General features: G+C 41.3%; 30 protein-coding genes. 5 read left to right on the forward strand and 25 right to left on the reverse strand.

What is annotated here, in order from left to right; translation table 11 throughout:
- The first annotated feature begins 62 nt into the window (after positions 1 to 62).
- Positions 63 to 911, forward strand: a complete 849-nt coding sequence (gene comER, locus QR42_RS11575) for a late competence protein ComER (protein ID WP_024423047.1) — start codon at positions 63 to 65, stop codon at positions 909 to 911.
- A 48-nt stretch (positions 912 to 959) separates the two neighbouring features.
- On the opposite strand, the gene QR42_RS11580 is transcribed toward comER, so the two are convergent.
- Genes QR42_RS11580 through QR42_RS11615 form a run of 8 tightly spaced genes read right to left on the reverse strand, consistent with a single transcriptional unit; the run spans position 960 to position 5,978 of the window.
- Positions 960 to 1,703, reverse strand: coding sequence for a class I SAM-dependent DNA methyltransferase (locus QR42_RS11580; protein ID WP_039180078.1), 744 nt, complete (start codon positions 1,701 to 1,703; stop codon positions 960 to 962).
- Positions 1,700 to 2,056, reverse strand: coding sequence for a ribosome silencing factor (gene rsfS, locus QR42_RS11585; protein WP_003217467.1), 357 nt, complete (start codon positions 2,054 to 2,056; stop codon positions 1,700 to 1,702). Before rsfS ends, QR42_RS11580 begins: the two co-directional genes overlap by 4 nt.
- 13 nt (positions 2,057 to 2,069) lie before the next feature.
- Complete coding sequence (yqeK, locus tag QR42_RS11590) at positions 2,070 to 2,633, reverse strand: bis(5'-nucleosyl)-tetraphosphatase (symmetrical) YqeK (protein ID WP_039180080.1); 564 nt, start codon at positions 2,631 to 2,633, stop codon at positions 2,070 to 2,072.
- On the reverse strand, positions 2,623 to 3,192 hold the full coding sequence (locus QR42_RS11595; protein WP_039180082.1) for a nicotinate-nucleotide adenylyltransferase: 570 nt from the start codon (positions 3,190 to 3,192) through the stop codon (positions 2,623 to 2,625). The genes yqeK and QR42_RS11595 overlap by 11 nt, the downstream gene beginning before the upstream one ends.
- Positions 3,193 to 3,205: 13 nt before the next feature.
- On the reverse strand, positions 3,206 to 3,496 hold the full coding sequence (yhbY, locus tag QR42_RS11600) for a ribosome assembly RNA-binding protein YhbY (RefSeq protein WP_008342507.1): 291 nt from the start codon (positions 3,494 to 3,496) through the stop codon (positions 3,206 to 3,208).
- Positions 3,490 to 4,332, reverse strand: coding sequence for a shikimate dehydrogenase (gene aroE / locus QR42_RS11605; RefSeq protein WP_039180084.1), 843 nt, complete (start codon positions 4,330 to 4,332; stop codon positions 3,490 to 3,492). Before aroE ends, yhbY begins: the two co-directional genes overlap by 7 nt.
- A 21-nt stretch (positions 4,333 to 4,353) precedes the next feature.
- Positions 4,354 to 5,454, reverse strand: a complete 1,101-nt coding sequence (yqeH, locus tag QR42_RS11610; RefSeq protein WP_039180086.1) for a ribosome biogenesis GTPase YqeH — start codon at positions 5,452 to 5,454, stop codon at positions 4,354 to 4,356.
- 2 nt (positions 5,455 to 5,456) lie between these two features.
- The gene (locus tag QR42_RS11615; protein ID WP_008356191.1) at positions 5,457 to 5,978 is read right to left on the reverse strand and encodes a YqeG family HAD IIIA-type phosphatase; all 522 of its coding nucleotides are present in this window, start codon (positions 5,976 to 5,978) and stop codon (positions 5,457 to 5,459) included.
- A gap of 361 nt (positions 5,979 to 6,339) precedes the next feature.
- On the opposite strand from QR42_RS11615, the gene QR42_RS11620 reads away from it, so the two are divergent.
- Complete coding sequence (locus tag QR42_RS11620) at positions 6,340 to 6,480, forward strand: sporulation histidine kinase inhibitor Sda (RefSeq protein ID WP_003217327.1); 141 nt, start codon at positions 6,340 to 6,342, stop codon at positions 6,478 to 6,480.
- A 135-nt stretch (positions 6,481 to 6,615) separates the two neighbouring features.
- On the opposite strand, the gene QR42_RS19465 is transcribed toward QR42_RS11620, so the two are convergent.
- From QR42_RS19465 to QR42_RS11635, 4 genes are all read right to left on the reverse strand, one after another.
- Complete coding sequence (locus QR42_RS19465) at positions 6,616 to 6,765, reverse strand: hypothetical protein (protein WP_162842499.1); 150 nt, start codon at positions 6,763 to 6,765, stop codon at positions 6,616 to 6,618.
- 78 nt (positions 6,766 to 6,843) lie between these two features.
- Complete coding sequence (locus QR42_RS11625) at positions 6,844 to 7,572, reverse strand: SGNH/GDSL hydrolase family protein (protein ID WP_039183205.1); 729 nt, start codon at positions 7,570 to 7,572, stop codon at positions 6,844 to 6,846.
- A gap of 84 nt (positions 7,573 to 7,656) precedes the next feature.
- A complete protein-coding gene (locus QR42_RS11630; protein ID WP_025092934.1) occupies positions 7,657 to 8,397 on the reverse strand; it encodes a polysaccharide deacetylase family protein in 741 nt (246 codons plus the stop codon).
- Positions 8,398 to 8,565: 168 nt separating this feature from the next.
- A complete protein-coding gene (locus tag QR42_RS11635) occupies positions 8,566 to 9,687 on the reverse strand; it encodes a response regulator aspartate phosphatase (RefSeq protein ID WP_024427938.1) in 1,122 nt (373 codons plus the stop codon).
- Positions 9,688 to 9,905: 218 nt separating this feature from the next.
- Between QR42_RS11635 and sigK the strand changes: the two genes are divergently transcribed.
- Complete coding sequence (gene sigK / locus QR42_RS11640) at positions 9,906 to 10,634, forward strand: RNA polymerase sporulation sigma factor SigK (RefSeq protein ID WP_034738387.1); 729 nt, start codon at positions 9,906 to 9,908, stop codon at positions 10,632 to 10,634.
- A 132-nt stretch (positions 10,635 to 10,766) separates the two neighbouring features.
- On the opposite strand, the gene QR42_RS11645 is transcribed toward sigK, so the two are convergent.
- From QR42_RS11645 to QR42_RS11685, 9 genes are all read right to left on the reverse strand, one after another.
- Entirely contained in the window at positions 10,767 to 11,282 is a 516-nt protein-coding gene (locus tag QR42_RS11645; RefSeq protein ID WP_039180088.1) for an Imm6 family immunity protein, read from the reverse strand.
- 15 nt (positions 11,283 to 11,297) lie between these two features.
- On the reverse strand, positions 11,298 to 13,109 hold the full coding sequence (locus QR42_RS19640; RefSeq protein WP_084096412.1) for a ribonuclease YeeF family protein: 1,812 nt from the start codon (positions 13,107 to 13,109) through the stop codon (positions 11,298 to 11,300).
- Between the two features lie 351 nt (positions 13,110 to 13,460).
- On the reverse strand, positions 13,461 to 13,877 hold the full coding sequence (locus QR42_RS11655) for a hypothetical protein (RefSeq protein ID WP_039180090.1): 417 nt from the start codon (positions 13,875 to 13,877) through the stop codon (positions 13,461 to 13,463).
- 35 nt (positions 13,878 to 13,912) lie between these two features.
- Positions 13,913 to 14,338 carry an NUDIX hydrolase gene (locus tag QR42_RS11660; RefSeq protein WP_039180092.1) on the reverse strand — a complete coding sequence of 142 codons (426 nt, stop codon included), beginning with the start codon at positions 14,336 to 14,338 and terminating at the stop codon, positions 13,913 to 13,915.
- A gap of 259 nt (positions 14,339 to 14,597) precedes the next feature.
- Positions 14,598 to 14,789, reverse strand: coding sequence for a hypothetical protein (locus tag QR42_RS11665; protein ID WP_039180094.1), 192 nt, complete (start codon positions 14,787 to 14,789; stop codon positions 14,598 to 14,600).
- Positions 14,790 to 14,897: 108 nt separating this feature from the next.
- Positions 14,898 to 16,301: a polysaccharide deacetylase family protein gene (locus QR42_RS11670; protein WP_039180096.1), complete on the reverse strand. Its 1,404-nt coding sequence runs from the start codon at positions 16,299 to 16,301 to the stop codon at positions 14,898 to 14,900.
- 155 nt (positions 16,302 to 16,456) lie between these two features.
- Entirely contained in the window at positions 16,457 to 17,011 is a 555-nt protein-coding gene (locus QR42_RS11675) for a hypothetical protein (RefSeq protein ID WP_039180098.1), read from the reverse strand.
- Between the two features lie 16 nt (positions 17,012 to 17,027).
- Positions 17,028 to 17,594: a GNAT family N-acetyltransferase gene (locus QR42_RS11680; RefSeq protein WP_326996189.1), complete on the reverse strand. Its 567-nt coding sequence runs from the start codon at positions 17,592 to 17,594 to the stop codon at positions 17,028 to 17,030.
- A gap of 50 nt (positions 17,595 to 17,644) precedes the next feature.
- Positions 17,645 to 17,923, reverse strand: coding sequence for a spore coat protein (locus QR42_RS11685; protein ID WP_039180101.1), 279 nt, complete (start codon positions 17,921 to 17,923; stop codon positions 17,645 to 17,647).
- A 250-nt stretch (positions 17,924 to 18,173) separates the two neighbouring features.
- On the opposite strand from QR42_RS11685, the gene QR42_RS11690 reads away from it, so the two are divergent.
- Positions 18,174 to 18,386 carry a hypothetical protein gene (locus QR42_RS11690; protein ID WP_039180104.1) on the forward strand — a complete coding sequence of 71 codons (213 nt, stop codon included), beginning with the start codon at positions 18,174 to 18,176 and terminating at the stop codon, positions 18,384 to 18,386.
- A gap of 41 nt (positions 18,387 to 18,427) precedes the next feature.
- Here the strand turns inward: QR42_RS11690 and QR42_RS11695 are convergent, their stop codons facing one another.
- The 4 genes from QR42_RS11695 to QR42_RS11710 all read right to left on the reverse strand — a co-directional run bounded on the left by QR42_RS11695 (position 18,428) and on the right by QR42_RS11710 (position 23,615).
- On the reverse strand, positions 18,428 to 19,768 hold the full coding sequence (locus QR42_RS11695) for a sugar porter family MFS transporter (RefSeq protein WP_034280034.1): 1,341 nt from the start codon (positions 19,766 to 19,768) through the stop codon (positions 18,428 to 18,430).
- A gap of 84 nt (positions 19,769 to 19,852) precedes the next feature.
- On the reverse strand, positions 19,853 to 21,274 hold the full coding sequence (gene araA, locus QR42_RS11700) for an L-arabinose isomerase (protein ID WP_039180110.1): 1,422 nt from the start codon (positions 21,272 to 21,274) through the stop codon (positions 19,853 to 19,855).
- A gap of 17 nt (positions 21,275 to 21,291) precedes the next feature.
- Positions 21,292 to 21,996 (reverse strand): L-ribulose-5-phosphate 4-epimerase, encoded by a 705-nt coding sequence (locus tag QR42_RS11705; protein WP_039180113.1) that lies wholly within the window; start codon positions 21,994 to 21,996, stop codon positions 21,292 to 21,294.
- Positions 21,990 to 23,615, reverse strand: a complete 1,626-nt coding sequence (locus QR42_RS11710) for a xylulokinase (protein ID WP_039180116.1) — start codon at positions 23,613 to 23,615, stop codon at positions 21,990 to 21,992. Before QR42_RS11710 ends, QR42_RS11705 begins: the two co-directional genes overlap by 7 nt.
- A gap of 272 nt (positions 23,616 to 23,887) precedes the next feature.
- Here QR42_RS11710 and QR42_RS11715 point away from each other — a divergent pair, with 272 nt between their 5' ends.
- Complete coding sequence (locus QR42_RS11715) at positions 23,888 to 24,976, forward strand: GntR family transcriptional regulator (RefSeq protein ID WP_039180118.1); 1,089 nt, start codon at positions 23,888 to 23,890, stop codon at positions 24,974 to 24,976.
- Positions 24,977 to 24,993: the final 17 nt, after the last annotated feature.

Below are 24,993 nucleotides of genomic sequence, written 5' to 3' on the forward strand. Positions count from 1 at the left end.
ATTACTGTTCGACATACTGTTTAGAAGATAACAGATCCTATGCGTCTAAGGAGGGAGAACGTTTGAATATAGGGTTAATCGGTACAGGAAACATGGGTACCATACTTACTGAGGCATTTATTGAATCAAAGGCAGTCAATCCCTCATCGATCACCATTACAAACCGAACCATTGAAAAAGCGTTCAATATAAAAAAGAACCATCCAGAGCTTGAAGTAACGAAGCAGCTTTCAGGGGCTGTCACGAATAAAGATTTCATTTTTGTTTGTGTCAAACCACTTGATATTTATCCACTTTTAAAAGAGCTGAGTCCTCTTTTAACGGAGCAGCAAACCATTGTCATCATTACAAGTCCGGTTCATCCTGAACAGCTTCAGGATATCGTTCCTTGTCAAACAGCCAGGCTAATTCCAAGCATTACAAACCGCGCTTTATCAGGCGCATCACTTTTAACTTTTGGTTCATCCTGCAATGCCGCGACGAAAACAGCGTTAAGACAGTTAGCTTCGTGCATTTCAACACCAATCGAGATCCACCATTCGATTACAAGAGCGGCTTCCGATATTGTCAGCTGCGGTCCTGCTTTTATCAGTTTTCTCGTTCAGAAAATGATTGAAGCGGCTGTAGAAGAAACGGATATTTCTAAAGAAGAAGCCACCACCTTATCAGAAGATATGCTTGTTGGACTTGGACGTTTGATTGAAAAAAGAGTCTATACCCTTCCGACACTGCAAGACAAAGTATGTGTGAAGGGCGGGGTCACTGGTGAAGGCATTAAAGCACTTGAAGCAGGTGTGCAAGATATGTTTCACCGTCTCTTTCAAAACACTCATGAAAAATTCGATGAAGATCTTGAAGCAGTTGCGCATCAATATCCACCAAGTGTGTTCACTGATGATCGCAGAAATTAATCATCTTTGCAACAAGCGAAAAAAGGGTTTTAAAAAACCATCGTTCTATTAAACGATGGTTTTTGGTTTCTTAGCTGAGATGAAATATCTTTCGGCAAATTCATCGGGGGCTTCATTTGTAAAGTCAGCGGTCACTTCTATTTGTTCGAAACCAGCGGACTTAAGGAACGCTGCATATGTTTCAAATGGAAATGTGCGCTGTTCATGCGTCTCATCATAACGCTGATACATGTCTCCATCTTTTACAAAAAAGCTTAAATCATGAATGACCGAATACATGTCATCCCCTTTATCACTCTGCCAAATATAGCTAATCTCTTCATCTTGATCTGCAAAAGTCGATCCCGGGAATACCTCTTCCATTTTATAAGGCGTATGAACATCAAAAAGTAAAACCCCATCTTCCTCTAAAAGCTGAAACATGTTTTTAAAGGTTTTTTTGACGTCATTTTCGTTTTTTAAGTAATTCAAGGAATCACAGCAAATAACGGCTGCCTGGAAGGCTTGCTCAAAGCCCGTAACCTCTCTCATATCTTGATGTAGAAATTGAATCGACTGCTTTTTCGCCTGGGCTTTTTGCTGCGCGAAGGCCAGCATTTCTTCACTGAGGTCAATTCCTGTGACCTTGTGGCCCTTTTCAGCTAACCGAAGAGAAATCTCTCCAGTTCCACAGCCTACATCGATGATGGCAGCATTCGGCTTCATATACTGCTGGATCCATTGAACCCATTCATCATAAGGTGCATGTGTCATGAGCTCGTCATACACACCTGCAAACCCTTGATAAATCATGAGTTAATGCCAAGTGAAAGCGTTTCTCTCGGCGCATCTCCCCAAAGCTTTTCTAGATTGTAATATCCTCTTTCTTCTTTGTGGAACACATGGGCAATGACATCTCCTAGGTCAATCAATACCCATCTTGCTTCATCAAAGCCTTCCATCTTCTTTACTTCAATTCCGCTTTCCTCTGCAAGATGTTTTACTTCTCTTGCAATGGCTTGCACTTGTTTATCAGAATTCCCGTGACAAATGAGAAAATAATCTGCAACAAGTGAGATTCCTTGCATATTAAGGGCAATAATATCCTCAGCCCGTTTATCATCGCATGCTCCTGCTGCGACGTTTAAAATTGATGATGAATCCATCCAAAATTCCTCCTTAGTTGTTCTTATGCACAAGCGAGTTGTAAGTAGCAAGCGTATCTGGAAAGACTGGCTGATTCTTTTTCATTAGAAAACTGATGGTGTTTTTTAATGATTGGATCAGTGCACGATCTAGATCATGTTCTGCTAACTCCCTTACTTCTTCGACACCAGGGAAATGTCGTCCTGGTTCAATATAATCTGCGACATAAATGACTTTTTCAAGTAAAGTCATGTCTGGTCTGCCGGAAGTATGAAATTCAATGGCTGTTAACACATCGTGATCATCAATTCCAACTTCTTTTTTGACCAAATAGGCACCAACCGGGGCGTGCCAAAGCTCGGGCGAATATTCAAGCAATAAAGGGTTCATCTGTTCTTTTTGGATAATCCCCTTCATTTCTTCCTTTGGTCTAAATTTCGCATAATCATGAAAAATAGCGGCGATCTCTGCTTTTTTCACATCTGCACCGAACCGTTCCGCTAATGAAATGGCTGTCTCCATGACTCCAAGTGTATGTGTATATCTATGCTCTGTTAACTGCTCTTTGACACAGTTCAATGCTTCTTCACGATTCATATAAATGATGCTCCTTTATATAACGCTCAACAGCTTTCGGAATCAAATAATCAACAGGTATTCCCTGCTCTATTCGCTGCCTAATCAATGTCGATGATACATCAAAAGCTGGAACATCTGCAAATAAAAGAGGATATGCCGTACTTCCAACGTAACCCGGTCTTTTCATCCCAATAAAAGTGATCATTTGAAGCAAGTCATCGATCCGATGCCATTTTGGCAAATACTCGACCATGTCCGCTCCTATCATAAAAAAGAACTGATCTTCTGGATGACGCTTCTTTAACAGATTGACTGTATCTACCGTATAAGACGGACCCTCCCGCTCCATTTCAATGAGCTCGAGCTGAAAATACGGATTTGACTGAATCGCCGCCTCCACCATATTTATCCGGTGATGACTATCTGCTCGTTTCCGCCCTGTTTTGTGAGGAGGCATATGGTTTGGGATAAACCAAATTTCATCAAGCCCAACTTGAATCCGCACCTCACTTGCCATCAGCAAATGCCCATTATGGGGAGGATCAAACGTACCGCCGAACAACCCTATTTTTTTCATATCGCATCCACCTTTACGGCAGCTTAATTTGTTTATTTTCCTTAGATTCTTTGTAAAGGACAATCACATTTCCGATCGTTTGAACGAGTTCAGCCTTTGCACCTTTTACAAGTGCTTTCGCAACTTCTGTTTTGTCCTCATCGCAATTTTGCAATACGCTGACCTTTAATAGTTCTCTTGCTTCAAGCGCCTCGGAAATTTGCTTGACCATATTGTCATTTACCCCACCTTTTCCAACTTGAAAAATAGGTGATAAATGATGTGCTTGTGCACGTAAAAAACGTTTTTGCTTACCTTTTAACATGGTGTTCCTCCTAATTTCTCTATGACAATTGACTTCATTTTTCCGGCGTCAGGCGTAATGCCTGTCCACAGTTCAAAGGCTCTTACTGCTTGTCCAACAAACATGCCAACCCCATCTACTGTTTTCAAGCCTAAACCTGCTGCTTCACTTAGCAGTTTTGTTTCTATTGGATTATACACAATATCACAAACGACCGCTGTTTTTTTTGCGTTCGCTAAAGAAATCGGGGTTTCCTCAACATTCGGATACATACCAATCGAGGTCGTATGGATGATGACATCATATTCCCCAAGTTGCTCTTCTGCTGTATTTAATGTGATTGCATGAGATGTAATTTTCCCCTCTGCACTTTCAATTAAAGCTTCAGCTTTTTCAATGGTGCGGTTCGTAATATCAAAGCTCTTCGGTGCATACTGAGCAATTGTCGTATAAATCGCTCTTGCCGCTCCGCCAGCACCAATCAAGAGAAATGACAGCTCTGATAACGGCTGATCCAAGGCTTCAAGCAATGAATGAAGAAAGCCTTCTCCATCTGTATTGTACCCAACGAGCTGATCTCCTTCGAGCCGCACCGTATTGACGGCACCGAGGCGTTCAGCTGTTACATCAATTTTGTCAAGGTACTTCATGATTTCTACCTTGTGCGGAACAGTAACATTAATGCCGCTGATTCCTAACGCTTTCATGCCGCTAATCGCATCTTTCAGGTCATCATTTTCTACTTGAAAGCCATGATAATGTCCATCAATTCCAGCATCCTTTAGTGCTGCATTATGAATATCCGGAGACATTGAGTGGCCAACAGGGTTACCGATTACTCCGTATAAAGGTTTCAAGGTCTCTCCCCCTTTGAACATTTAAATTAACGAACGTCTCATAAACACATGTACGCCTTTTGGCGCATAAACTTTGATTTGCTTGTCCGCATCATTTGCAGTGACCCAGCCTAAACCTGAAAAGACGATGTCCATTTTTGGCTGATCAATGGTAAAGGTATGCGGAACGAGCGGCGGGAAATCTTCTATTCCCTCTTTTGATGGCGGTGACAGCAGTTCTCCTGCATGTTTTTCATATAAATCATCTGCGTTCTCCAGCTTTGTACGGTGAATGTTCAGCTCATTTGGCATATAGCAGACAAATGACGTTCTGCCGCCTTTTACGTAATCAAATCGAGCCAGTCCGCCAAAATAAAGCGTTTGTGCTTCATTTAATTGGAACGTTCTCGGTTTCAATTCTTTTTTCGGCGTTAAAATCTTCAAGTCATTTTTGCTGACATAGTGCGCCATTTGATGGCGGTTGATGATGCCCGGCGTATCGAATAAAGCAGACCCGTCATCAAGCGGGATTTCAATCGCATCAAGTGTAGTACCTGGATATTGGGATGTAGTAATGACGTTCTCTTCGCCAGATACTTCTTTGATGATTCGATTGATAAATGTTGATTTTCCAACATTCGTACAGCCGACAACATAGACAGTTCTTCCCTCTCGGTAATGATCGATCGCTTCCATCACCTCAGGCACACCCTGGCCTCTGCTTGCACTGATCAAGAAAACATCGATAGGGTTTAATCCGTTTTCCTTTGCTTCCCGTTTCATCCAATGAATCAGACGATCTTTTTTCACGGATTTCGGTAAAATATCCACTTTGTTGCCGACAAGTAAAATCGGATTACCGCCGACAATACGGTTCAGCCCATTGATCCAGCTTCCGTTAAAGTCAAAAATATCCACGACCTTCACAATGAGAGAATCTGTCTCTCCAATGCTGTGCAATATATTTAAAAAGTCGTCTTCTGTTAAAGAAACATCCTGAATCTCATTGTAGTTCTTTAACCTAAAACAGCGCTGACAGATCACATCTTCTTTCAATAGAGATGCTGCCGGCGCATATCCTAATTGATCTTTATCTTCCGTCTGAATGGCTACACCGCAGCCAATACAAACAACCTTTTCCATTATTACTCTTCCTCCCACTGAATGTGGCCCTTACGCTTTAAGGCTCCTAAAATTCTGCGTTCAATCTGCCTGTTAAACTTTGTGAAAAATCCGTCCGAGGCAGCAACAGGAACGACCAAAATCGTATGGAAGCCATGACGATTCCCGCCAAGAACATCTGTCATGAGCTGATCCCCAATGACAACCACATCTTCTTTTTTCAACTGCATATCAGCGACTGCCTTATTAAAGGCTCTTCCCATAGGCTTTCGCGCTTTATAAATAAACGGGATATGAACCGGTTCAGAAAAAAGCTTGACCCTTTTTTCATTATTGTTTGATACAATCGTCACTTGTATCCCGTGATCTTTCATTTCTTGAAACCATTCAATTAAGCGCGGTGTCGCACTTGGACGGTCCCATTCTACTAGTGTGTTATCTAGATCGGTAATAATTCCTTTTACATTTCTTTCTTTTAATTTTTGCGGCGAAATGTGGAAAATACTTTTCACAAATTCATCCGGTAAGAAATACTTCTTTAGCACAATTTGCACCCTTTCTTCCATTGGTTTTCAGCGATTGTGTCGAATCAAATCACAATTTGTCTGTCTATCGAATACAATGAAAAAGTTTTCGACATATGATGAGGACCTTCAACAGGTGTGGATAATTTTACACACATTATCCACCTATATTTCATCATGCTTTCATTCAATTATAAACACTCTACCCACAAGTTATCCACTTAACCATGTGGATAACAGAACGATTGTTCTTGTTTCCCATTCATGGTAGATTAAAGGTACTTCAAAGACAGTCGATCAACCTATGATGATATGTCTTTTCCTCAAATTTTATGCCAACTTTTTCAGGGGAGGTGTTTTTCCCATCATATGGGTTTCTAGTATGAAAAAGCTGTCAGATGATTTACTTATAGAATCGTATTATAAAGCAAATGAAATGAACTTAAATCGCGACTTCATTGAATTAATTGAGACAGAAATGAAAAGACGTTCGCTCGGGCATATGCTCTCTGTTTCCTCTTAATTCCATATCACAGGAACCATGCCTCCCGAGCACTCTCCTTTTTTAAACTCAGGTGACTGATATTATATCACTTGCGCTATAGGCTTACTACTATTTTCCGTAAAAAACACCCCTTCTGATGAAAGAAGAGGTGTCTTAATTGCAAGGCTGTTCATTCCAAAACCATAACCCTCCGCCTACGACTAAAATGACCACAAGGAACACAACAAGAAAAGCGTAACCGATTCCTGCTCCTTGTGCTGGATAAGGCGAACACGCAGGGTAAGGATAAGGACATCCCCACATATCAGTTACCTCCTTCTAGGAAGATATACTGTTAGACTATGCTGGATGGATGGTCTTGTTTAGGCAGATGGCCATCATTTAAAAATGTTTGATGACATCACGCTCTTTGATTTCGTTATAAATAATTCTCGCCCCTTTTGGTGTCATATGATTGCCAGAAGGGTCGATCAATCCTGACTGAATCAGAGCATGATCACTATCTTCTCCAGCTTCTCGGATGAAAGCTTTCCAGTTGTCGACAAGCGGTACCTGCTCATCCTTCGCTACTTCTCTTGTGATGTCATTATAAGAGTTTTGCCAAGCTCTTGCCCCGCCTCTCCCGGCAAAATAAGATGACTTATATCTGGAGTAATAATACAGGCCCTTTTTCCCGCCTTCTACAACAGGCACACAGGTCATGAGAATCGGGGTAATGCCTTCTTTTCTACTTTCAGAAATGAAGTAGGTTAAATTTTCTTTAAACCGTTTTTTCGTCACTCGGGGATGTTTCCCGTCTAAAATCGCCGCATCATTCGTACCGAACATGATGAGGACGTAAGTTGGTTTCTGTTTTAAAATATCCTGCTCAAAGCGTAGTTTCGCGTCTTCAGTCGTCTGCCCGCCAATGCCTGCATTCTTCACTTGAATTTGGCCGCGCTCGACGTTTTTCATGAGATTCACCCATTTTTCAGATGTTGGATAATCTCGAAAGTCCCAGTTTGATCCTCTTGTATTGCTGTCACCAAATGCAATGACGCTTTCTTGTGCTGGCTTAGAGCATCCAGCAGCAACACATAATAGGATGAAAAGGAAAACATATTTCTTCACAACATTCACCTCCAAAAGCCCTCTTCATATAGTAAACGACAAGACTTTTGGTTTCAATGAATGAATGTTTTTGACGAATGCTGCCTATTGCATCTGAACAGGCATATATGCTTTGTCGTGGTGCAGCAGTTCACTTACTTTTACAAATTCATAGCCCCTCTTCTTCAACTCAGGAATCACTTGTTTCAATGCTTCTACCGTTTGCTTGCGATTTCCCCCGCCATCATGTAAAAGGATAATATCGCCGCCTTGAATATGATCAATAATTCGGCTTGCAATTTTACGTGCGCCTGGTCTTGACCAGTCCTTCGGATCTTGCGTAAAGGACCACATGACCACATCGTACCCTTGCTTTGACAGAATGCGGAATGATTTCATTGTTAAGCGTCCACCAGGAGGGCGAAATAATAAGGGACCGCCAGGCTGGAGTGAAGCGATATGAGCCGCTGATTCTTTTAATTCCCGCTTGATCTCCTTTGACGACAAAAGGTCAAAATACGTATGATTCATCGTATGATTGCCGAGTTCATTCCCTTCGTCCACAATCCGTTCTGCGATCATTGGATAAGCATGGATTCTGCTTCCTATCACAAAAAAGCTTGCATTCACTTGATGCTCCTTCAGCACATCTAATATTTGATTTGTATACACTGGATGAGGTCCATCATCAAAGGTGATCGCAATCTTTTTCCGTTCCGCTCTCATGTCCCAAAAGGCACGTCCTGTTTTTTCAAGATCGACTCGTTTTAATGTATGTGCCTCTACTTCATTAGGAACAAAAGCACATAGCAGCCATATACACATCAAGATATGCAGCCCTCTCATTCGACCGCCTCCTCCACCGAACATCATTACCGATAAATTGCCCGCTTTCGCATCAATTCATGCAAGCTTCATGGTGATATCTGCTTCTTTTTCAAATAAAAAAAGCCGGCCATATCGGCCCGCTCTTTGTTTCACGTTTGGTTTCTCTCTTCAACTGTCGAACGTTGCTTAGAATTCATACAGACACTCTCCTTCTTGGATTTGATTTTGAGCCCATAATAATTTCTGATAATACTGGTTGGACTTTTTGTATTGTTGAGAGGCTTCTAAGGCTGTCGCAATTTCTAGTGAGATATCCTCTATATAAGAGTATAGGCTAAGTTTTTCCAAATAATCAATGGTTTTTTGCAGTTGGTCTTCATTGATTTCCTGAACATATAAAGCATCCAGATACTCAAACATATGACAGAACAGCTGGTCTTCATGCTTCTTTGCAGCCAATTTCCCATCTTCTAATATGCGCAGGGCATCCGCCTGTTCATTCTGTCTAAAAAGCAGCTTCGCCAGCGTATAGAGCGTATGTGGAAGCGTTGGAAGCAGCTCTTTGCGGGCAAGATCAGCGGATTCCGTTAAATATCGTTCCGCTTCCTCTCTATAGCCAAGCTCGCCATAACATTTTCCTAAATTATAAAGCGCTGAACTGTATATGCGCGGGTGATCAATTTGAGATGCGAGCTGTTTTGCCTTTTTTAAATGAGGCAGTGCCCGGTCTTTTCGTTTTAAATCTTGATAATTTCCTGAAATGACAAAGAGACATTGAATGATGCGAATGGTATACGCATCATGCTGATCGTATATTTCCAGCGCCTTTAAAATATGGTGCATGGAGACATGTGTTTGTTTCATTATATAGTAGGCTTCTGCCACTTTAAAATGAAACTCTGCCTGCTCAATATCATCAAATACCATGGACAGCTGCTTTTCTGCGACTCGATAATATTTGACGGCTTCTAAATATTCTTTTTGACTAAATTCATGCATGCCACGAAAAAATGCATGGTAATAATGCAGCATATCAGATAACTCATGATTGGAATTTTCGATTTTATCGACTAGATTAGATACTGAGAAAGGTTGGTATTTTGAAGGGTGTATATAGTCAAGCATGATTTGGTGCCGAAAACACATGAGCTGATAATAAATCAGTAAATGCTGGTCCTCTTCCATCTGTTCAATTTCCGCTTCAACTTCCGCTTTCAAGATTTCCGCATCTGGAACACTGAACTGCCGTATCATTCGATACCATTCATTAATTTTCATACCTACATGTGAAGATAGAACCTTCCCCATGTTCCGAAATGACCCCTTCCTTTTCGGTCTAATATTACATATTTTAGCACGCTTCTTGACCGCCAAGCACCGAAAAGAAACCGCAAACATAAAAAAGAGACGAACAGAAGCACGATTTTTTTGAAAAAGATGATTTTTTCATCGTACAGACACAGACAATCCCTCCTTCACATACATTTGAGGATATAGGCAGCAGCCTAAACATGGTGGAGGTGAAAATCGTGGCAGGAGTATTTACAGCGATGGGATTGATGGTCAAAGAATTGGTGTTTTTAGTGTCCTATGTCAAAAACAATGCCTTTCCACAGCCCCTTTCGGGAGATGATGAAAAAAAATACTTAGCCCTCATGGCACAGGGCGATGAACACGCAAGAAACATGCTGATTGAACATAACCTTCGGCTCGTCGCCCATATTGTAAAGAAATTTGAAAATACCGGGGAAGACGCTGAAGACCTCATCTCCATCGGGACGATCGGACTCATTAAAGCCATCGAAAGCTATTCCTCTGGAAAAGGAACAAAGCTTGCAACGTATGCGGCGCGGTGTATTGAAAATGAAATTCTCATGCACTTACGCGCGCTCAAAAAAACGAAAAAAGATGTCTCCTTGCATGACCCAATCGGTCAGGATAAAGAAGGCAACGAGATTTCATTAATCGATGTCTTAAAATCCGAAAATGAAGATGTGATTGATACCATTCAGCTCAACATGGAGCTTGAAAAAGTAAAGGAGTATATCGACATTCTCGACGGCCGAGAAAAAGAAGTCATCGTCGGCAGGTTCGGACTTGATTTAAAGAAAGAAAAAACGCAGCGGGAAATAGCCAAGGAGCTCGGGATATCGCGGAGCTATGTGTCACGGATTGAGAAGCGGGCGCTGATGAAGATGTTTCATGAGTTTTATCGGGCGGAGAAGGAAAAACGGAAGCGGGAGAAGGGGAAGTGAAAATGAATTTTCCTAACTTATAACAAAAACAGACCTCATTAGGTCTGTTTTTTATTTAAGCACTAAGCTACTGTCTCTGTGCATTTCTTTTGATGATAGCTGCCTTTATTCATATCGCCCAATAAATCTAATTTAAATGACTGCGATGTCCTCTTTGTTAATTAAATATATTTTGTTATGATCGTGATCTTTGCTAGGATAATGATCAACTAAATATTTTCTCAAGGTATTTAATTCATCCATTTCAATCATTTTTGACTCAATTGCATTTTCCCACATTACAATTAAAGTTTCATCGTCTATTATCTCTAGCACTTGAGGAACAAATTTTTTATTTTCTCGTTTATACGCTTGATACGCCGTGTAAGAAACTGCATCTAAAACTGAATACCAGCCATATTGTTTTTGTTCATCTTTTTCTTTATTAGCGAACTCGGCTACATCCATATAATCTTCACTATCTATATAATTACATAAATCATCTGCACTTAACTCTTTCCCAGAAAGCCATTTCCAGCAATCATCTAAAGCTTTTTCTCCTATGTGGTAACCATCATCTTCTTTATCTATGAATGTATACATTTTTTCAGCTATTGCTAATCCTAGAGCAACTTTAGCTTCTTCACTAAGGTCATTTATAAAATCCATTCTATAGCCTCTTTCCTATTTTTTCATTTTAACAACATTTTCTGTAACACCATTTTTAACATCAAAAGATAAAGTATCTCTTGGATGTGGGACACTTGGATCTCGTTCTGTTGTTACTTTTATTTTCAATTCAGGATAGTGATCTGTCAGTTGCTTGAATATTCCTCTTTCCTCACTTGGAACTCGATCAAACAAACCTTTTGTACATTTATTACAAACTCCATTTGGATTGGATTGATGGATATTTAGTATACCTTTTATCTCTTCTGGTTTAAGTCCTGCCTTTTTAACTGCATCCTCAAATTCTGCTATTACGCCTTCTTCTGCATGATCCATAAATTGAGCGTGCCCTCTAACTGATCTTTTATATGGTGCCTTAATTTTCCGATCAGGATAAACTTCATCTAATGAAGGAAGACCTCCTTCTTTCCTAACTTTTGGTGACCCACCTTCGAACACGCTACGTTCCAAACCTCTGACATCTGTTTTTCCTACAGCAACAGTTTGAGTTTCTGGAACATTCCACTTCTTCCGTAAACGATCTAAATCAGAATTTCCTACGCTTGCTTGATTAAGGTGGGTGCTTTTCTGATTAATTCCCATTCTGCCATTAAACCCTTTCACCCCGAACGGCAAAAGCATCCCCAGAGCCGCGTTCATACTCGCTTCCTGCTGTTCTTTCGAGATCTTATTTCCAAACATGTCTCGGCCTGTGATTGCTTCGCTGAAGCCGTTGGTGGCGGTGAGGCCATATAAACCTTTTTGAGATGTTTTCAGGGCGTCAAAGGATTTTTGTGATGTCTTGTAAATGTCGACTGCTCTTACTGCGGCTGATGTGGCTTGGGTGGTTTTATAGACAGCCTTTCCGCCTTTGAAAATGCGGCCTGCCCAGCCGACGATTGGAATGTAACCGGCGGCTGCCATTCCACCTGCCGCGACACGCTGTCCAGCGGTGAGTTCCTCGCCTGTGATCGGATCAACGCCTGTTGCGGCACGTTTTGCATCGTTCACGCCGGTCAGTTCATTGACGATATTTCCACCGTAATCGAGCGCTTTTTCATACCAAGGACGGTTGGCGAGGGCTTCTTGTTCTTTTGCAATCTCGCGGGCTTCTTCTTGTTCTTTTTTGATTTTCAGATATTCAGAAGTTTGCTTTTCAATATCGCTTTTTGCCTTGTAGATTTCGCTATTTTGATACGCTTTCTTATCAAAATTCATAGGCGAAATCGCTTTTCCGTCATTTGTCGCATTCATCATTTCAGCGTACAATGCCATTGTAGCTTGCTGCTCTGTCTCTGACAAAGCATATTCATCTTTTAAATTTTGATCAAGCTCTCTTAAATCTTTGACTGTCTTTTTTCGTTCATCTTCCGCATCTTCTATTTTTTCATCGAAAGTTTGACTATCAAATACCTCTAGGGAAATAAGGTCATCGATGTCTTGAAAAATCGTTTTGAGTGCCTTTTTTTGATCCTTTACAATGCTTTTGGCGTTTTTGATGCCCATATGTACTGCGTTGTCTAAAAAGTGTTCTTCTATAAAGGTATCACCGCCAAAGTTTGTATCATCCAGTGTCCCAGAAATACCTTCATGAAAGGCTTTTTGCTTATCGATGAAGCTGATAAACATGTCTACATTTCCGGCGAGCTCTTTATAAAAGCTTTTAATGTTATCGGCACCTTTCCCAGTGAAGTCGTCACCGAGGTTGGCAACACCTTGTAATGCCTTTTTTAAATCTACCATTTGTTCGCGGAGTTCCTGATAGTGTTTTGCCCTTGTGTCCATGGCACTTGTTAGTGCTTTTGCATCAAGTATCTTCCCCAGCAGAATTCACTCCTTCCTATTCATTGACAAGGTCAATTTTACCAACACAAAGTTTGTCATTAAATAGGAATAAAGATACAAAAACAGCACTCAAATGATTTAGAGTTCTCGAAACTTTAAACCTGTAGTAAAGGGTACTCCTCAATATTAGCCCTACTTCGTCCCTCTTCTCATATTCCGTTGAAAACGTTAACCCGTAACTTTTCTGATCAAAAAACAATAGCCATCTGCCTGTTTCTAAACTCTTAACACACCTTCATAATCAAAACCTTGTTCAACATATCCTACATGTAAATGCATACTCTCATCTAAACTATGTATTCTTTTATTTATACACACTTTCACCTTACTCCCCTAACTTTTCACATTATGCTGAAAATCAATATTCCTCAACTCAACCCAAGCAACAAAGTCAGGGACTTTTTTTGTCGTCAAAAAATGTTGAACGATTTGATACGCTTGATTGCGGTCGACATAGCTGCACGATGGCACATACAATGGTGATCCAGCGACCAAATGCTCGATCGTTTCGATCTTTTCTACCTTTTGAAAAGGGACTAAAAAATCTGGATATCTGATGATAAAGAATCCATACGGTTCAGTATAAAAGAAAACTAGACTTTCGCATTCCAAATCTCCCTCTAACTCAATGGAAGATTCCCCGTTTCCTTGTTCCCAATACTCTTCACGCTTCTGAAAGAAGATCCTTTTCATGAATTCTTCTCCCGGATTTTCTACTGGAGCTCCTGTGGGGCCATAGTATAAAAACATCCATATCGCTCCTTTATGCCTATATCAATTTGGATTTAACCAATTGTTCTATTTCCCTCAAAATCATAAAAAGCTTGCGTTTGTTGGTTTAATTTTAGCATGTGATATAGCTTTGGGTTTAGCTTTTGAAAGGTTTGAGTGCTGACCCATTTTACTTCTTCAATATCATGATCCGGATCTAGAATGTTCATCTCTCCCCCGATCATTTCCGCAAAGAACGTAATGATAAGTGCATGATGCTTTTTATCTTGAAAGAATGCTTCACGAACCGAATGAAGTTCATTTACTTTGACAACATACCCTGTCTCTTCTTTCACTTCACGGATGACAGCCTGCTGCAGGTGTTCACCTTTTTCCACAGCACCGCCCGGAAGTTCCCAATATCCCTTTACATTCTTGACCGTTAATAGATTTTCTTCCTCGTCATAAATAATAGCTGAAACCACGTCTACTCGTTTCAAATGAATCCCCCTTAACATTCCATTCACTGGCACGAACTGTTCATTTTATACACTCTTATTGTACTGTATCCTTCATACCGATTGGAGGTCATTGCTTGTAGATGGTCATCATGTTACTTATTGTCCTCATACGATTTACGGGGAATTTCGTTTCTCTTTTGAGACAAATCAAAGCACCAAACGGGAAAATCATCAAACTGTTAGAACATAAAAAAAATAAAACCTCACGCAACTAGAGGTTTTTTCCATAGGAGGAATCTTACCGTTTTTCCTCAAACAACATATATCTAATTCGCCGAATATAATGGAGCGCAATATGACCGAGACATAAAATGAGCCCAATCATCGCAAGAATATAGATGGGCAGCATCAAACCAGGTACATAGTTTATAACAAATCCCAAACTAAACACTGTCAGCATATATATGCTGATCAACCTCATCAATACCATTCGAAGCCCTCCCTTTCTACAATCACTTTAACATAATTTTCCCTTTACCTTCATAATTGGCTTTAAAAAAGATGCGAATCCATTAAGACTCGCATCTTTTTAACGTATTCAATTCACCTTTTTCGCCCGGGCTTCCTTCCACTGCTCAAGCTCTGATACCGTTAGTAACTGATATCCTTGTTTGGTCAATTCCTTGATGATCGTGACAGCTGCGTTGACAGAGGTGTCATAGATGTCGTGCATTAAGACGGTTTCTCCGCTAGACGCATGTGAAAGAATGTAGTTTGCGACGTATTGGCTGTTGCGATATTTCCAGTCTTCAGGATCAACGTCCCAAAGCGTAACTTTCATGTTGACAGCCTCGTTGATCTGTCCGTTTGTTCCACCATATGGCGGTCTAAAGTGAGTGGGTGTGAATCCGCTAGCTTTTTCAATAATTTGCTGCGTATCTTCTACTTGTTTGATGGCTTGTTTTAATGGCAGTCTTGTGAGTAAAGGGTGGTTATAGGAATGATTTCCGATTTCATTTCCACCTTTTCTGATTTCACCTAGCATATCGGGATAATATTGAACCCTGCTGCCTAATACAAAAAATGTCGCGTGTCCTTTGTTTTCTTTTAAAGCTGTTAAGATTTTTGAAGTCGTTGATGGATTTGGTCCATCATCAAATGTAAGGGCAATGGCTTTTTGATGTGGGTTAAATATTCGCTGTTTAGGCAGTTTTACAATCTTTCTTTTTGCGATCGGTTCTTTTTTCTCGTTTTTGTTCTTTTCTTTATTGATGTATTCTGGCTTTAACATTCCTTTAAGCAGTGTTTTCTTAATCGCCAGCACTTGAGGGCCTTTCTTGTCTGGTGCAATTTGCCCTGCTGGGAAGTAGAATTCAATAAAACGATCTTTGATGGCAAAATACTGATAATGCTCTGCCTCAGGAGATGTTCCTTGTTTAAGCAAATGCTTGTTTTCAGCAAGAGAGCGATCTTTTTTTAACTCCTCAAATGTCATTTGAGACAGTTTTTTCAGACTTTCTTTCTTTGATAAAAATAGATCATCTATCGATAAAAAATGCTGTTTCTTGAAATCAAAATTGAATATCTTCGTTTCATGTGTGCCTTTTACTCCGCCTTTCAATTCATATGTATTGAATTTGATTGCAGCAGTTTGTTTGGCATAATGAGTAATCTCGTAATCTATGTTTAATTCGTATCGATGATCTTCATCGACATCACTTGCTTCACTAAATGATGTTTTGAATTTATCGAGCGCTGTTTCTGCAAATCTTTTCATCTCTTGATCTAGCTTTTTTTGATGAAACACAGGATAGTTCACAGCATATCTCAAGTATCTCCCGTCATTCACGAGGGTCACAATTTCAACTTCTTTATAGCTCGCATCGGGTGCTACCTTCTTCTTCTCTGTCCCGCTTGCCTGCTGATTATGATAAAACGCGGCGATTCCTATGATCATCGCAAGTCCGCATAGGACGAGACTGACTTTCCATTTAATTGACACAATGATTCTCCTCTCGTGATGCCGTCATACCTGAATGACGTGTTTGTAGGATAGACTTTGCATGCCCCCTTTTTAGTTTGCAAATCACACAACTGTCACATTTTCGACACATTTTTAGAGAGGAATAAAAAAGGACTGATTTCTCAGTCCTTTGATTACTTTTGCATATATAGTTGAAATAATTTCGTTTCTTCATCAATGGAACGCGCTCGATCAAATGCGGCTCTGACTGTCTTTGTATTGTTCATGAGCTCGTACATCATGGTCAGCACAAAGATAAAAGCTGCATTCCCATCTATGTAATCGTCCGGCGCCGAATAAGATGTAGCTCCTGCCTCTAAAAAAGCATCTGCTAGATTTTTCTCTCCTAGTGTGCAGCCTGTAGAGATAACATGAAATCCTTCTAAGGAAGCATACCGCTTGATTTCATCCGCTCCAAAAGCAGTATCCCTAGGCTCTTCATCTTCGTATACATCTTCCCCTAATTCAGGCATGATAAATGCTCCTTCTTCACCATGAAACGATAAAAGAAGGTAATCTATTTCTCCTCTATTTCTACCAGATAACACATGAATCAGGTCATTCGGTCTTCCGATCCAATGCATATCGACTTTCGCGCCGAAGTTTTCAAGTGCTGCACGCAGTGCAAAAGATTCCAGCTCACTATTGGGACCTGCTGCTAACGTAATGCGCATGGCCTGTTGATTCACTTCTATCTCCTCCAGTCTATGATAAAAATAAAACCATTTTTTCCTCATCTGTATATGTATAAGCCCATTTTAACGCTTTTTCTTCAACAGCGTACGACTCAAACCCAACGGAGCGATAGAGGCGCTTTGCTGAATGATTAGTTGTCACCACTGATAAATACACTTGCTCGATGTCCTGCTGTTCTTGCGCGAACGAAAGAGCTTTCGTCATCAAGGTCTTGCCTGCTCCCATTCCGCGGGCACTAGGTGTTACATACATCGCAGTCAAATTCGCTCGGTGCTTTAACTTCTGCAAGGTTTCTTGGATGAGCGTGACTGCCCCCACAAGCTGCCCTTGATGAAAAGCGCCGAATGTCCACATAGATTGCGCCGAAGCAAAACGCGCTTTATATTTGTCCTTTGTATTGAATTGCTCTTCCTCATAGCTCATCGCAAAACCCTCTGGATTTAATTGCAGTGCTTCTAATCTGAGTGCTGCATATTCTTCAGCATCATCTGGTGTTAACAATCGAATATTCAGAAAATCACCTCCAAAAGAATGATGGATACTTCCAATTTTATCTTGAAAAGAACTTTGGATCAAAATTTTATTCCTGAATATAAAAAGGCATCCCATAAAAGGATGCCCCTTCACTACCACTTACAGCGCTTCACCGGACGGCAGCAAGGGTTTTTGATATCACTGCCGCAATCGTATTCTTCTACAATATACTCGTTGTGAGTCGATTCAGTGACCGGATAGTAGTTTTCTATTCTTTTAATGTTTTTATTGACGTTTGTGATATGCGTTGGATGAATTTTTCTGATCGTTTGTTCATTCGTTCTTGTGTTGACAATTTGACGTGTGGGGAAAACAACCGTTTCTTCTCGGCGAGGTCCAAAGAAGAAATCATCTAATCGATTTCGGCTCATCTTAACACCCCTTCAAGTTGTCTTTCACTTACACTCTATCGTATGTTAGAGTTACCTTTCGTGATTAGATGCATGTCTATTTTTAAAGAAATCCACTTTCTATCTAGTTTTCTTTTTATTTACAAAAGGACAATTTTAACATATTATAAAAATGATATATTGAGAAGATAGGACATCCATGAAAACAACACATAAGCTCTTTTTATTCACTGTATTTTCTCTACACATCATCAAATAAGAGGTGCACGATATGATTAACACGACACAGCCATTCGAACGAAACAAGCTAGACATTGCACTAGAACTAACTCAATTACATCTGAATCAATATCAAACCAATCATCCTGATCAGCTGAGTGAAATTTACGCGAAATATTATGCACTGATTGAAGTGCTGGATTTGTCTTCCTACGATCAATTAATTGATTTACTGCCAGATGAGCTTAAACAGACGCTTGAGTAAAAAAACCATCTATCCCGTGTGGGTAGATGGTTTTCTTAAATTTATACACGTGCAGCCATATCGGTTTCGATTTGCTCTAAGCTTCTTCCCTTTGTCTCGACTAGCACAAATCGGGTGAATAATAGTCCGATTAAGCAGATGACGCCAAATGAGGAGAAAATAACCCCAAAGCTGAATTGATCTGCCAGGATAGGGAAAACGAGTCCAACTGCTAACGATCCGGTCCAGTTAAAGGCAGAAGAGATACCTGCTCCGATGCCTCTGACAGAAAGCGGGAAGATTTCGCCAATGATGATCCAAGTGATCGGTGCCCACGAGAAGGCATAGCACAAAATAAAGCAGCAAAGTGAAATCAATGTCACCCAGTTTAAAATTCCTTCACTTACGCCAAGTGCACCTAATGCGGCGGGAGCAAAGAAAGAAAGAGCCATGCCTGATCCCCCTACAGTGAGAATCGTTCGGCGATCGAAGCGGTCAACAAATTGTAAAAAGATCACGGTCGTGACGACAAAAATGACACCGACAATGACTGTAAAACCTGCGGCGACCTGCGGCGCAAGGCCTACATTCCGAGCGATACTCGTTGCATAATAGACAATGGAGTTCGCGCCTTGAATTTGTTGAAGGGTCGCCATTCCAACCCCAATGAAAAGAGCCATTCTGAATTTCTTTTGAAACAATTCACGAATACCCGAACGTTCTTCTTTGGCGACTTCTAAAATTTCCTGCATTTCTGATTCGATTTCTTCACGGGAAGAACGCAGTGATCCTAATACCTCTCGTGCTTTATGAGCCATTCCGTGTTTAATCAAATATCTCGGAGATTCAGGAAGCTTCAGCATGCCAATATAAAGCACGATCGCAAATAAAGCAGCACTTCCCAGCATCCAGCGCCAGCTGTCTGGGATGGGTTCAAACACAAACGCGACAATATAGCTGAGCAATAGTCCAGTTACAATCATGAGCTGATTGAGTCCAGATAATTTCCCGCGGATTTTAGCAGGAGCGATTTCAGACATGTAAGCCGGAACCAATGATGAGGCTGTTCCTACTGCTGTCCCTAAAAAGATCCGAGCGATGGTGAGTGAAATCTCTTCTGGTGCGACAGCTGATCCGATAGCCCCGACAAAAAAGATAACGGATGAGACCAAAATGAGTTTTCTGCGGCCAAATTTATCCCCTAAGAGACCGCTTAAGATGGAGCCAATGATGGCCCCGCCCATTAATGAAGAGACAACAATTCCAAGCCATAATGGGCTGAGCTGAAATTCTTCCTGAATATGTCCTTCCGCCCCTGCAATAATACCAATATCATACCCAAATAAGATGCCTGCAAAGGACCCGAAAAAGAAGATAAATTTGCTTGACACTTTTTTCTCCAAGTGGATAACCCCCTCACTTAATTAACCGCTTTCATTTCTCCCTGTGCTTCCACTGTAAACAGTAGAAGACCTTTCACCCTTCTTCTATAAAACCACATATTCTGCATTGACAAGCTTTGCAAATTGAACAATTTGATCAACCGTTAAATTGAGAGACACGACTGTATGATGGCCTCCGCCTTGCTTAATCCATGCTTTGACGCCATCCTGAAAATTCGGTTTGATTTTCCACAATACACGCGCAACTGGTAAATGAGGTGCCGCTTCCTCCGGTTTAAAGGCTTCGACTTCTTGTATCAGCCATTTAAAATGTGTTCCAAAATCAGCTATGGAGACAACGACACCTTCGCCTGCTTTTCCATCAAATACAAGACGTGCTGGATCTTCCCGGTTTCCAATCCCAAGTGGAGACACGACAATGACAGGTTTTGTATGGGCGAGCGCTGGATCTACTTCCAGCATATGAGATTGCAGCACTGCTTCCTGCCCAGAGGTCATTTCATATGTGTAGTCCTCCATAAAGCCAGTAGATTGATGATGGCTCATCACCTTTAATAAGCGGGATAGTGCAGCCGTTTTCCAATCGCCTTCCCCAGCAAAGCCGTATCCCTTTGCCATCAGCCGCTGTACCGCAAGTCCAGGCAGCTGCTTCATCCCATGTAAATCTTCAAAGTTTGTTGTAAAGGCATGATAGCCGCCTTCATCTAAGAAACGTTTGATGGCGATTTCATATCGCGCCTGCACCTTGACACTTTTTTCCCATTCGTCAACTGAATACGTTCCATAATTCACATCATATTGCGTTAAATACTCAGCAAATAATGCATCTACCTCTTCTTCCTCTACTGCATTTACATATTCGACGAGATCGCCTATTCCAAAGTAATCAACGGTCCATCCTAATTGAATCTGCGCTTCGATTTTATCGCCTTCTGTCACGGCCACATGCCGCATGTTGTCACCAAACCGGGCTACTTTGATGTGAAAGCTCTCATGATAGGCAGCCGCAACGTCCATCCAATCAGCAATTTGCTGCTGCACTTCAGGCTTCGACCAATGACCGGTTACAATTTGGTTTTGTTTATTTAAACGTGCATTGATATAGCCATATTCTCTATCTCCATGTGCGGATTGATGAAGATTCATATAGTCCATGTCGATCGTGTCCCACGGGATCTTTTCATAATATTGTGTGACAAGATGCAAAAGAGGTTTTTGCAAAAGATTGGTCCCGCGTATCCACATTTTCGCTGGAGAAAATGTATGCATCCACGTCATCACGCCAATGACTTCATCGCGATAATTAACCTCTTTCATTAGCTTTGTGATTTGATCGGCGCTGACAGCCAGCTCCTGCAAGATCACGGGATAAGGAAGTAAACCGCTCTCATTTAAGGCATCTGTCATCTTTTGTGCATTTGCTTTTACTTTTTGCAGTGCTTCATCACCATATAAATGCTGTGACCCAACGATAAACCAAAATTCTTTTTTCTGACTTGTTAACATTGATATCCCTCTTTTCTTTATCTTGAAGGTTTTTGTCCGTAATACGCATGCTTTCCATGTTTTCTTAAGTAATGTTTATCTAAAATTCGCTGCGGCAATGGCTCCGCAAATTCGTTCAATTGCTTGGCAAAAAGGTTCATTTTGGCAACTTCATCTAAAATCACACTGTTTGTGACCGCACTTTTTGCATCCTTCCCCCATGTAAACGGACCATGACCTTGAAGCAATACACCGGGTACTGCCATGACATCTAGGTTTCTTTTCTCAAACGTTTCGATGATCAGCCGGCCGGTCTCTACCTCATAACCGCGATTGACTTCTTCTTCTGTCAGAAAACGAGCGCACGGAACGGCGCCGTAAAATGTATCGGCATGTGTTGTGCCCATTGCTGGTAAATCAAGACCTGCCTGCGCCCAAACGGTTGCCCACATAGAATGGCTATGTGAAATGCCCCCTATTTCCTCAAAGTGTTTGTAAAGAACCGCATGTGTAGCTGTATCTGACGAAGGACTGAATTCTCCTTCCACCACTTCACCGTCAAAGTTCACCACGACCATATCTTTTGCTGATAGTTGGTCATACGCTATGCCGCTCGGCTTAATCACAAACAAACCACTGTCACGATCACATGCACTGACATTGCCCCATGTAAATTTCACAAGTCCGTATTTTGGCAAATCTAAATTTGCTTGATACACTTCTTCTTTTAAGCGATCTAGCATACCGTCGTCACTCCTTTCTTTTGCATCAGATGCGCTACTGCCGCCTCTTCAATCGGAAGCCCCTTTTGATAGCGCTTTAAAAATTCGTCAAAGCCTTTGACATCGAGTGGATCGGGCTCCATGGGCTCTTCTGATGTATGGGCAAATACCCGGTGGGTAAGAAATTCAGCCAATGTTTGCTGATGATGATGGACCATATATGAAGCAAGGACCGCCATCCCAAACGCACCGCCTTCTCCCGCTGTTGAAACGACTGATACAGGTGTATTCAGCGCTGCGGCAACCATTTTTTGTCCAACGAGCGGTGTTTTAAATAATCCCCCATGTCCTAGTAAGCGGTCAATCACTACATGCTCCTGTTCCTTTAACCGGTCCATGCCTATTTTCATAGCACCAAAAGCGGAGAACAAATGGGTGCGCATGAAATTAGCGAGGTTAAAGCGGCTTTCAGGAGACCTGACAAAAAGAGGTCTTCCTTCTGGCAGTCTCGTAATATTTTCACCAGAGTAATAGCCATAGCTTAAGAGTCCGCCGCCATCTCGATCTGCTTCTAAAGCTTGCTGCAATAGGGACTCGTATAACCTTTCTGACTCCACTTGCATGCCTAGTGCTTCAAATGCCTCTCTGAATATATTCATCCAAGCGTTTAGGTCACTTGTACAGTTATTCGCATGAACCATGGCAACTGGCAGTCCATCCGGCGTCGTGACAAGATCCACTTCTGGATAGACACCTTTTAGATCCTGCTCTAGCACAATCATGGCAAAAACAGATGTCCCAACAGAAATATTCCCAGTCCGTCTTTCTACACTGTTTGTCGCCACCATTCCCGTTCCAGCGTCACCTTCCGGCGGGCAAAATGGAATGCCTGGCTGCAAATGTTTTCCTTGATCCAAAATGGCTGCCCCTGCTGCCGTTAACACGCCTGCTTCTTCACCCGCTAAATAGACACGCGGCAGAAGGTGGCGAAGCTTCCACGGGTAGCCTTTTTCTGCAATCAATGCTTCAAATTGCTGGAGCATTTCTTCATTGTAGTCCTTCGTTTCGTCATCAATTGGAAACATCCCTGACGCATCGCCAATACCAATGGCCTGCTTTCCGGTTAACAGCCAGTGAATATATCCAGACAAAGTGGTCATATATTCTAATCGGGATAGATGTTTTTCCTCTTCTAATACCGCTTGATACAAATGAGCAATACTCCATCTTTCTGGAATATGAAATTGAAATACATCTGTTAGCTTTTGACTCGCCTCGATGGTCGTTGCATTCCGCCATGTTCGGAACGGAACGAGAACCTCTCCTGTATGATCACATGCCACATAACCATGCATCATCGCTGATACCCCGATTGAGCCAATGGTTTGAATGGTCACACCATACTTTTGCTCAGCCTGTTCTTTCATCTCTCGATACGCCACTTGCAGACCTGTAATAATATCAATTAAGTTGTACGTCCAAATTCCATCCTGGAGAAAACTTTCCCATTCATATGCACCTTGTGCAATTGGCTGAAATTCCTCATCTATTAAAATCGCTTTAATTCGTGTTGAACCAAATTCAATGCCTAAAGATGTCCGTCCTTCTTTCAAGGCTTTGGCCGTCTCTTTATGATTCAATCTACGTTCACCCCCATTTTGATAGCGGTTTCAATTTTGTTTTTCTAGATTCATTGATTATCTGGTACAATCACAATATAATATTTGTACGTACATATGTCAATAATAAATATAATTGTACATACAAAATGTGACAAAAACCTGCATTTTTTCTGGAGGGATCATGACAGAAAAGGAAAGCGCCTGTTTTTGATTCGACAACCATGTTAAAATATGTCCATACAATTTCTTCTCAATCCGAGTAGATGATCAACTGAGAAAGAAGTGAAACGATGAAAAAGAAGTACCAGATCATTATTGATGATATAAAAAGCAAAATACTCACAGGGGATTATCGGATCGGGGAGCGCATTCCAACCGAATCAAGCCTGCAAGACATGTATCAAGTAAGCAGACATACAGTTCGAAAAGCCATTTTGGAATTGTCCAGCGAAGGATTTTTGCGCAGCGAAAAAGGTTCAGGCACATTTGTGACCAATCAATATCAAACAAAACCTGCGGGACATGCACATATGAAAACGATTGGGGTCATTACAACATACATATCCGATTACATTTTCCCTTCCATCATTCGAGGCATTGAAAGCCGATTAAACGAAGAGAACTATTCCTTGTTACTGGCAAGCACAAATAACGATGTTGAGCAGGAGAAAAAAGCACTGGAAATGATGCTGTCTTTTGGGGTGGACGGACTTATTGTCGAGCCAACGAAAAGCAATTTATATAATCCAAACATTTCGTACTACTTATCCTTTAAAGAACAGGATGTACCGCTCATTATGATCAATGCCTATTATGAGCAGCTAGAGGTTCCTTTTCTCTGTTTAGATGATGTGCAGTCCAGCTATTTAGCCACAAAAGAGCTGATCACCTCAGGCCATCAGCAAATTGGACTTATTTCAAAAACAGATGATTTACAGGGAAAATATCGGATGAAGGGCTATATTCAAGCGCTAGGTGAAGCGAAGCTTAATTTCATGCCTGAGCATGTGCTCTTTTTCGATACAGAATCGAAGCAGCATTTGGGAGAGCAAATTCACTCATTCCTGTTGGCGCACAGACATGAACTGACCGCCCTTGTTTGCTATAACGATGAGGTAGGATTAGAAGTCGCCAGCGTATGCAGCGAAATCGGGCTGTCCATTCCAGATGATCTCTCGATTATTGGACAGGATAATTCGTATATTGCCCAGAAAAATGCCCATGTGAAGCTGACAACACTGACCCATCCACAGGAGCAAATGGGCCGTGATGCAGCAGACTGGATGATTAAAAAAGTACAAGGGAAAAAGAATCTCCCTGATCAAACGTTTTACGAGCCTGAATTGGTTCCAGGTGAAACGATCAAACGAATAAAATGAGCCCTTACTCCAATTGG

The sequence above is a fragment of the Bacillus sp. WP8 genome (assembly GCF_000800825.1).
GTDB lineage: Bacteria > Bacillota > Bacilli > Bacillales > Bacillaceae > Bacillus > Bacillus safensis.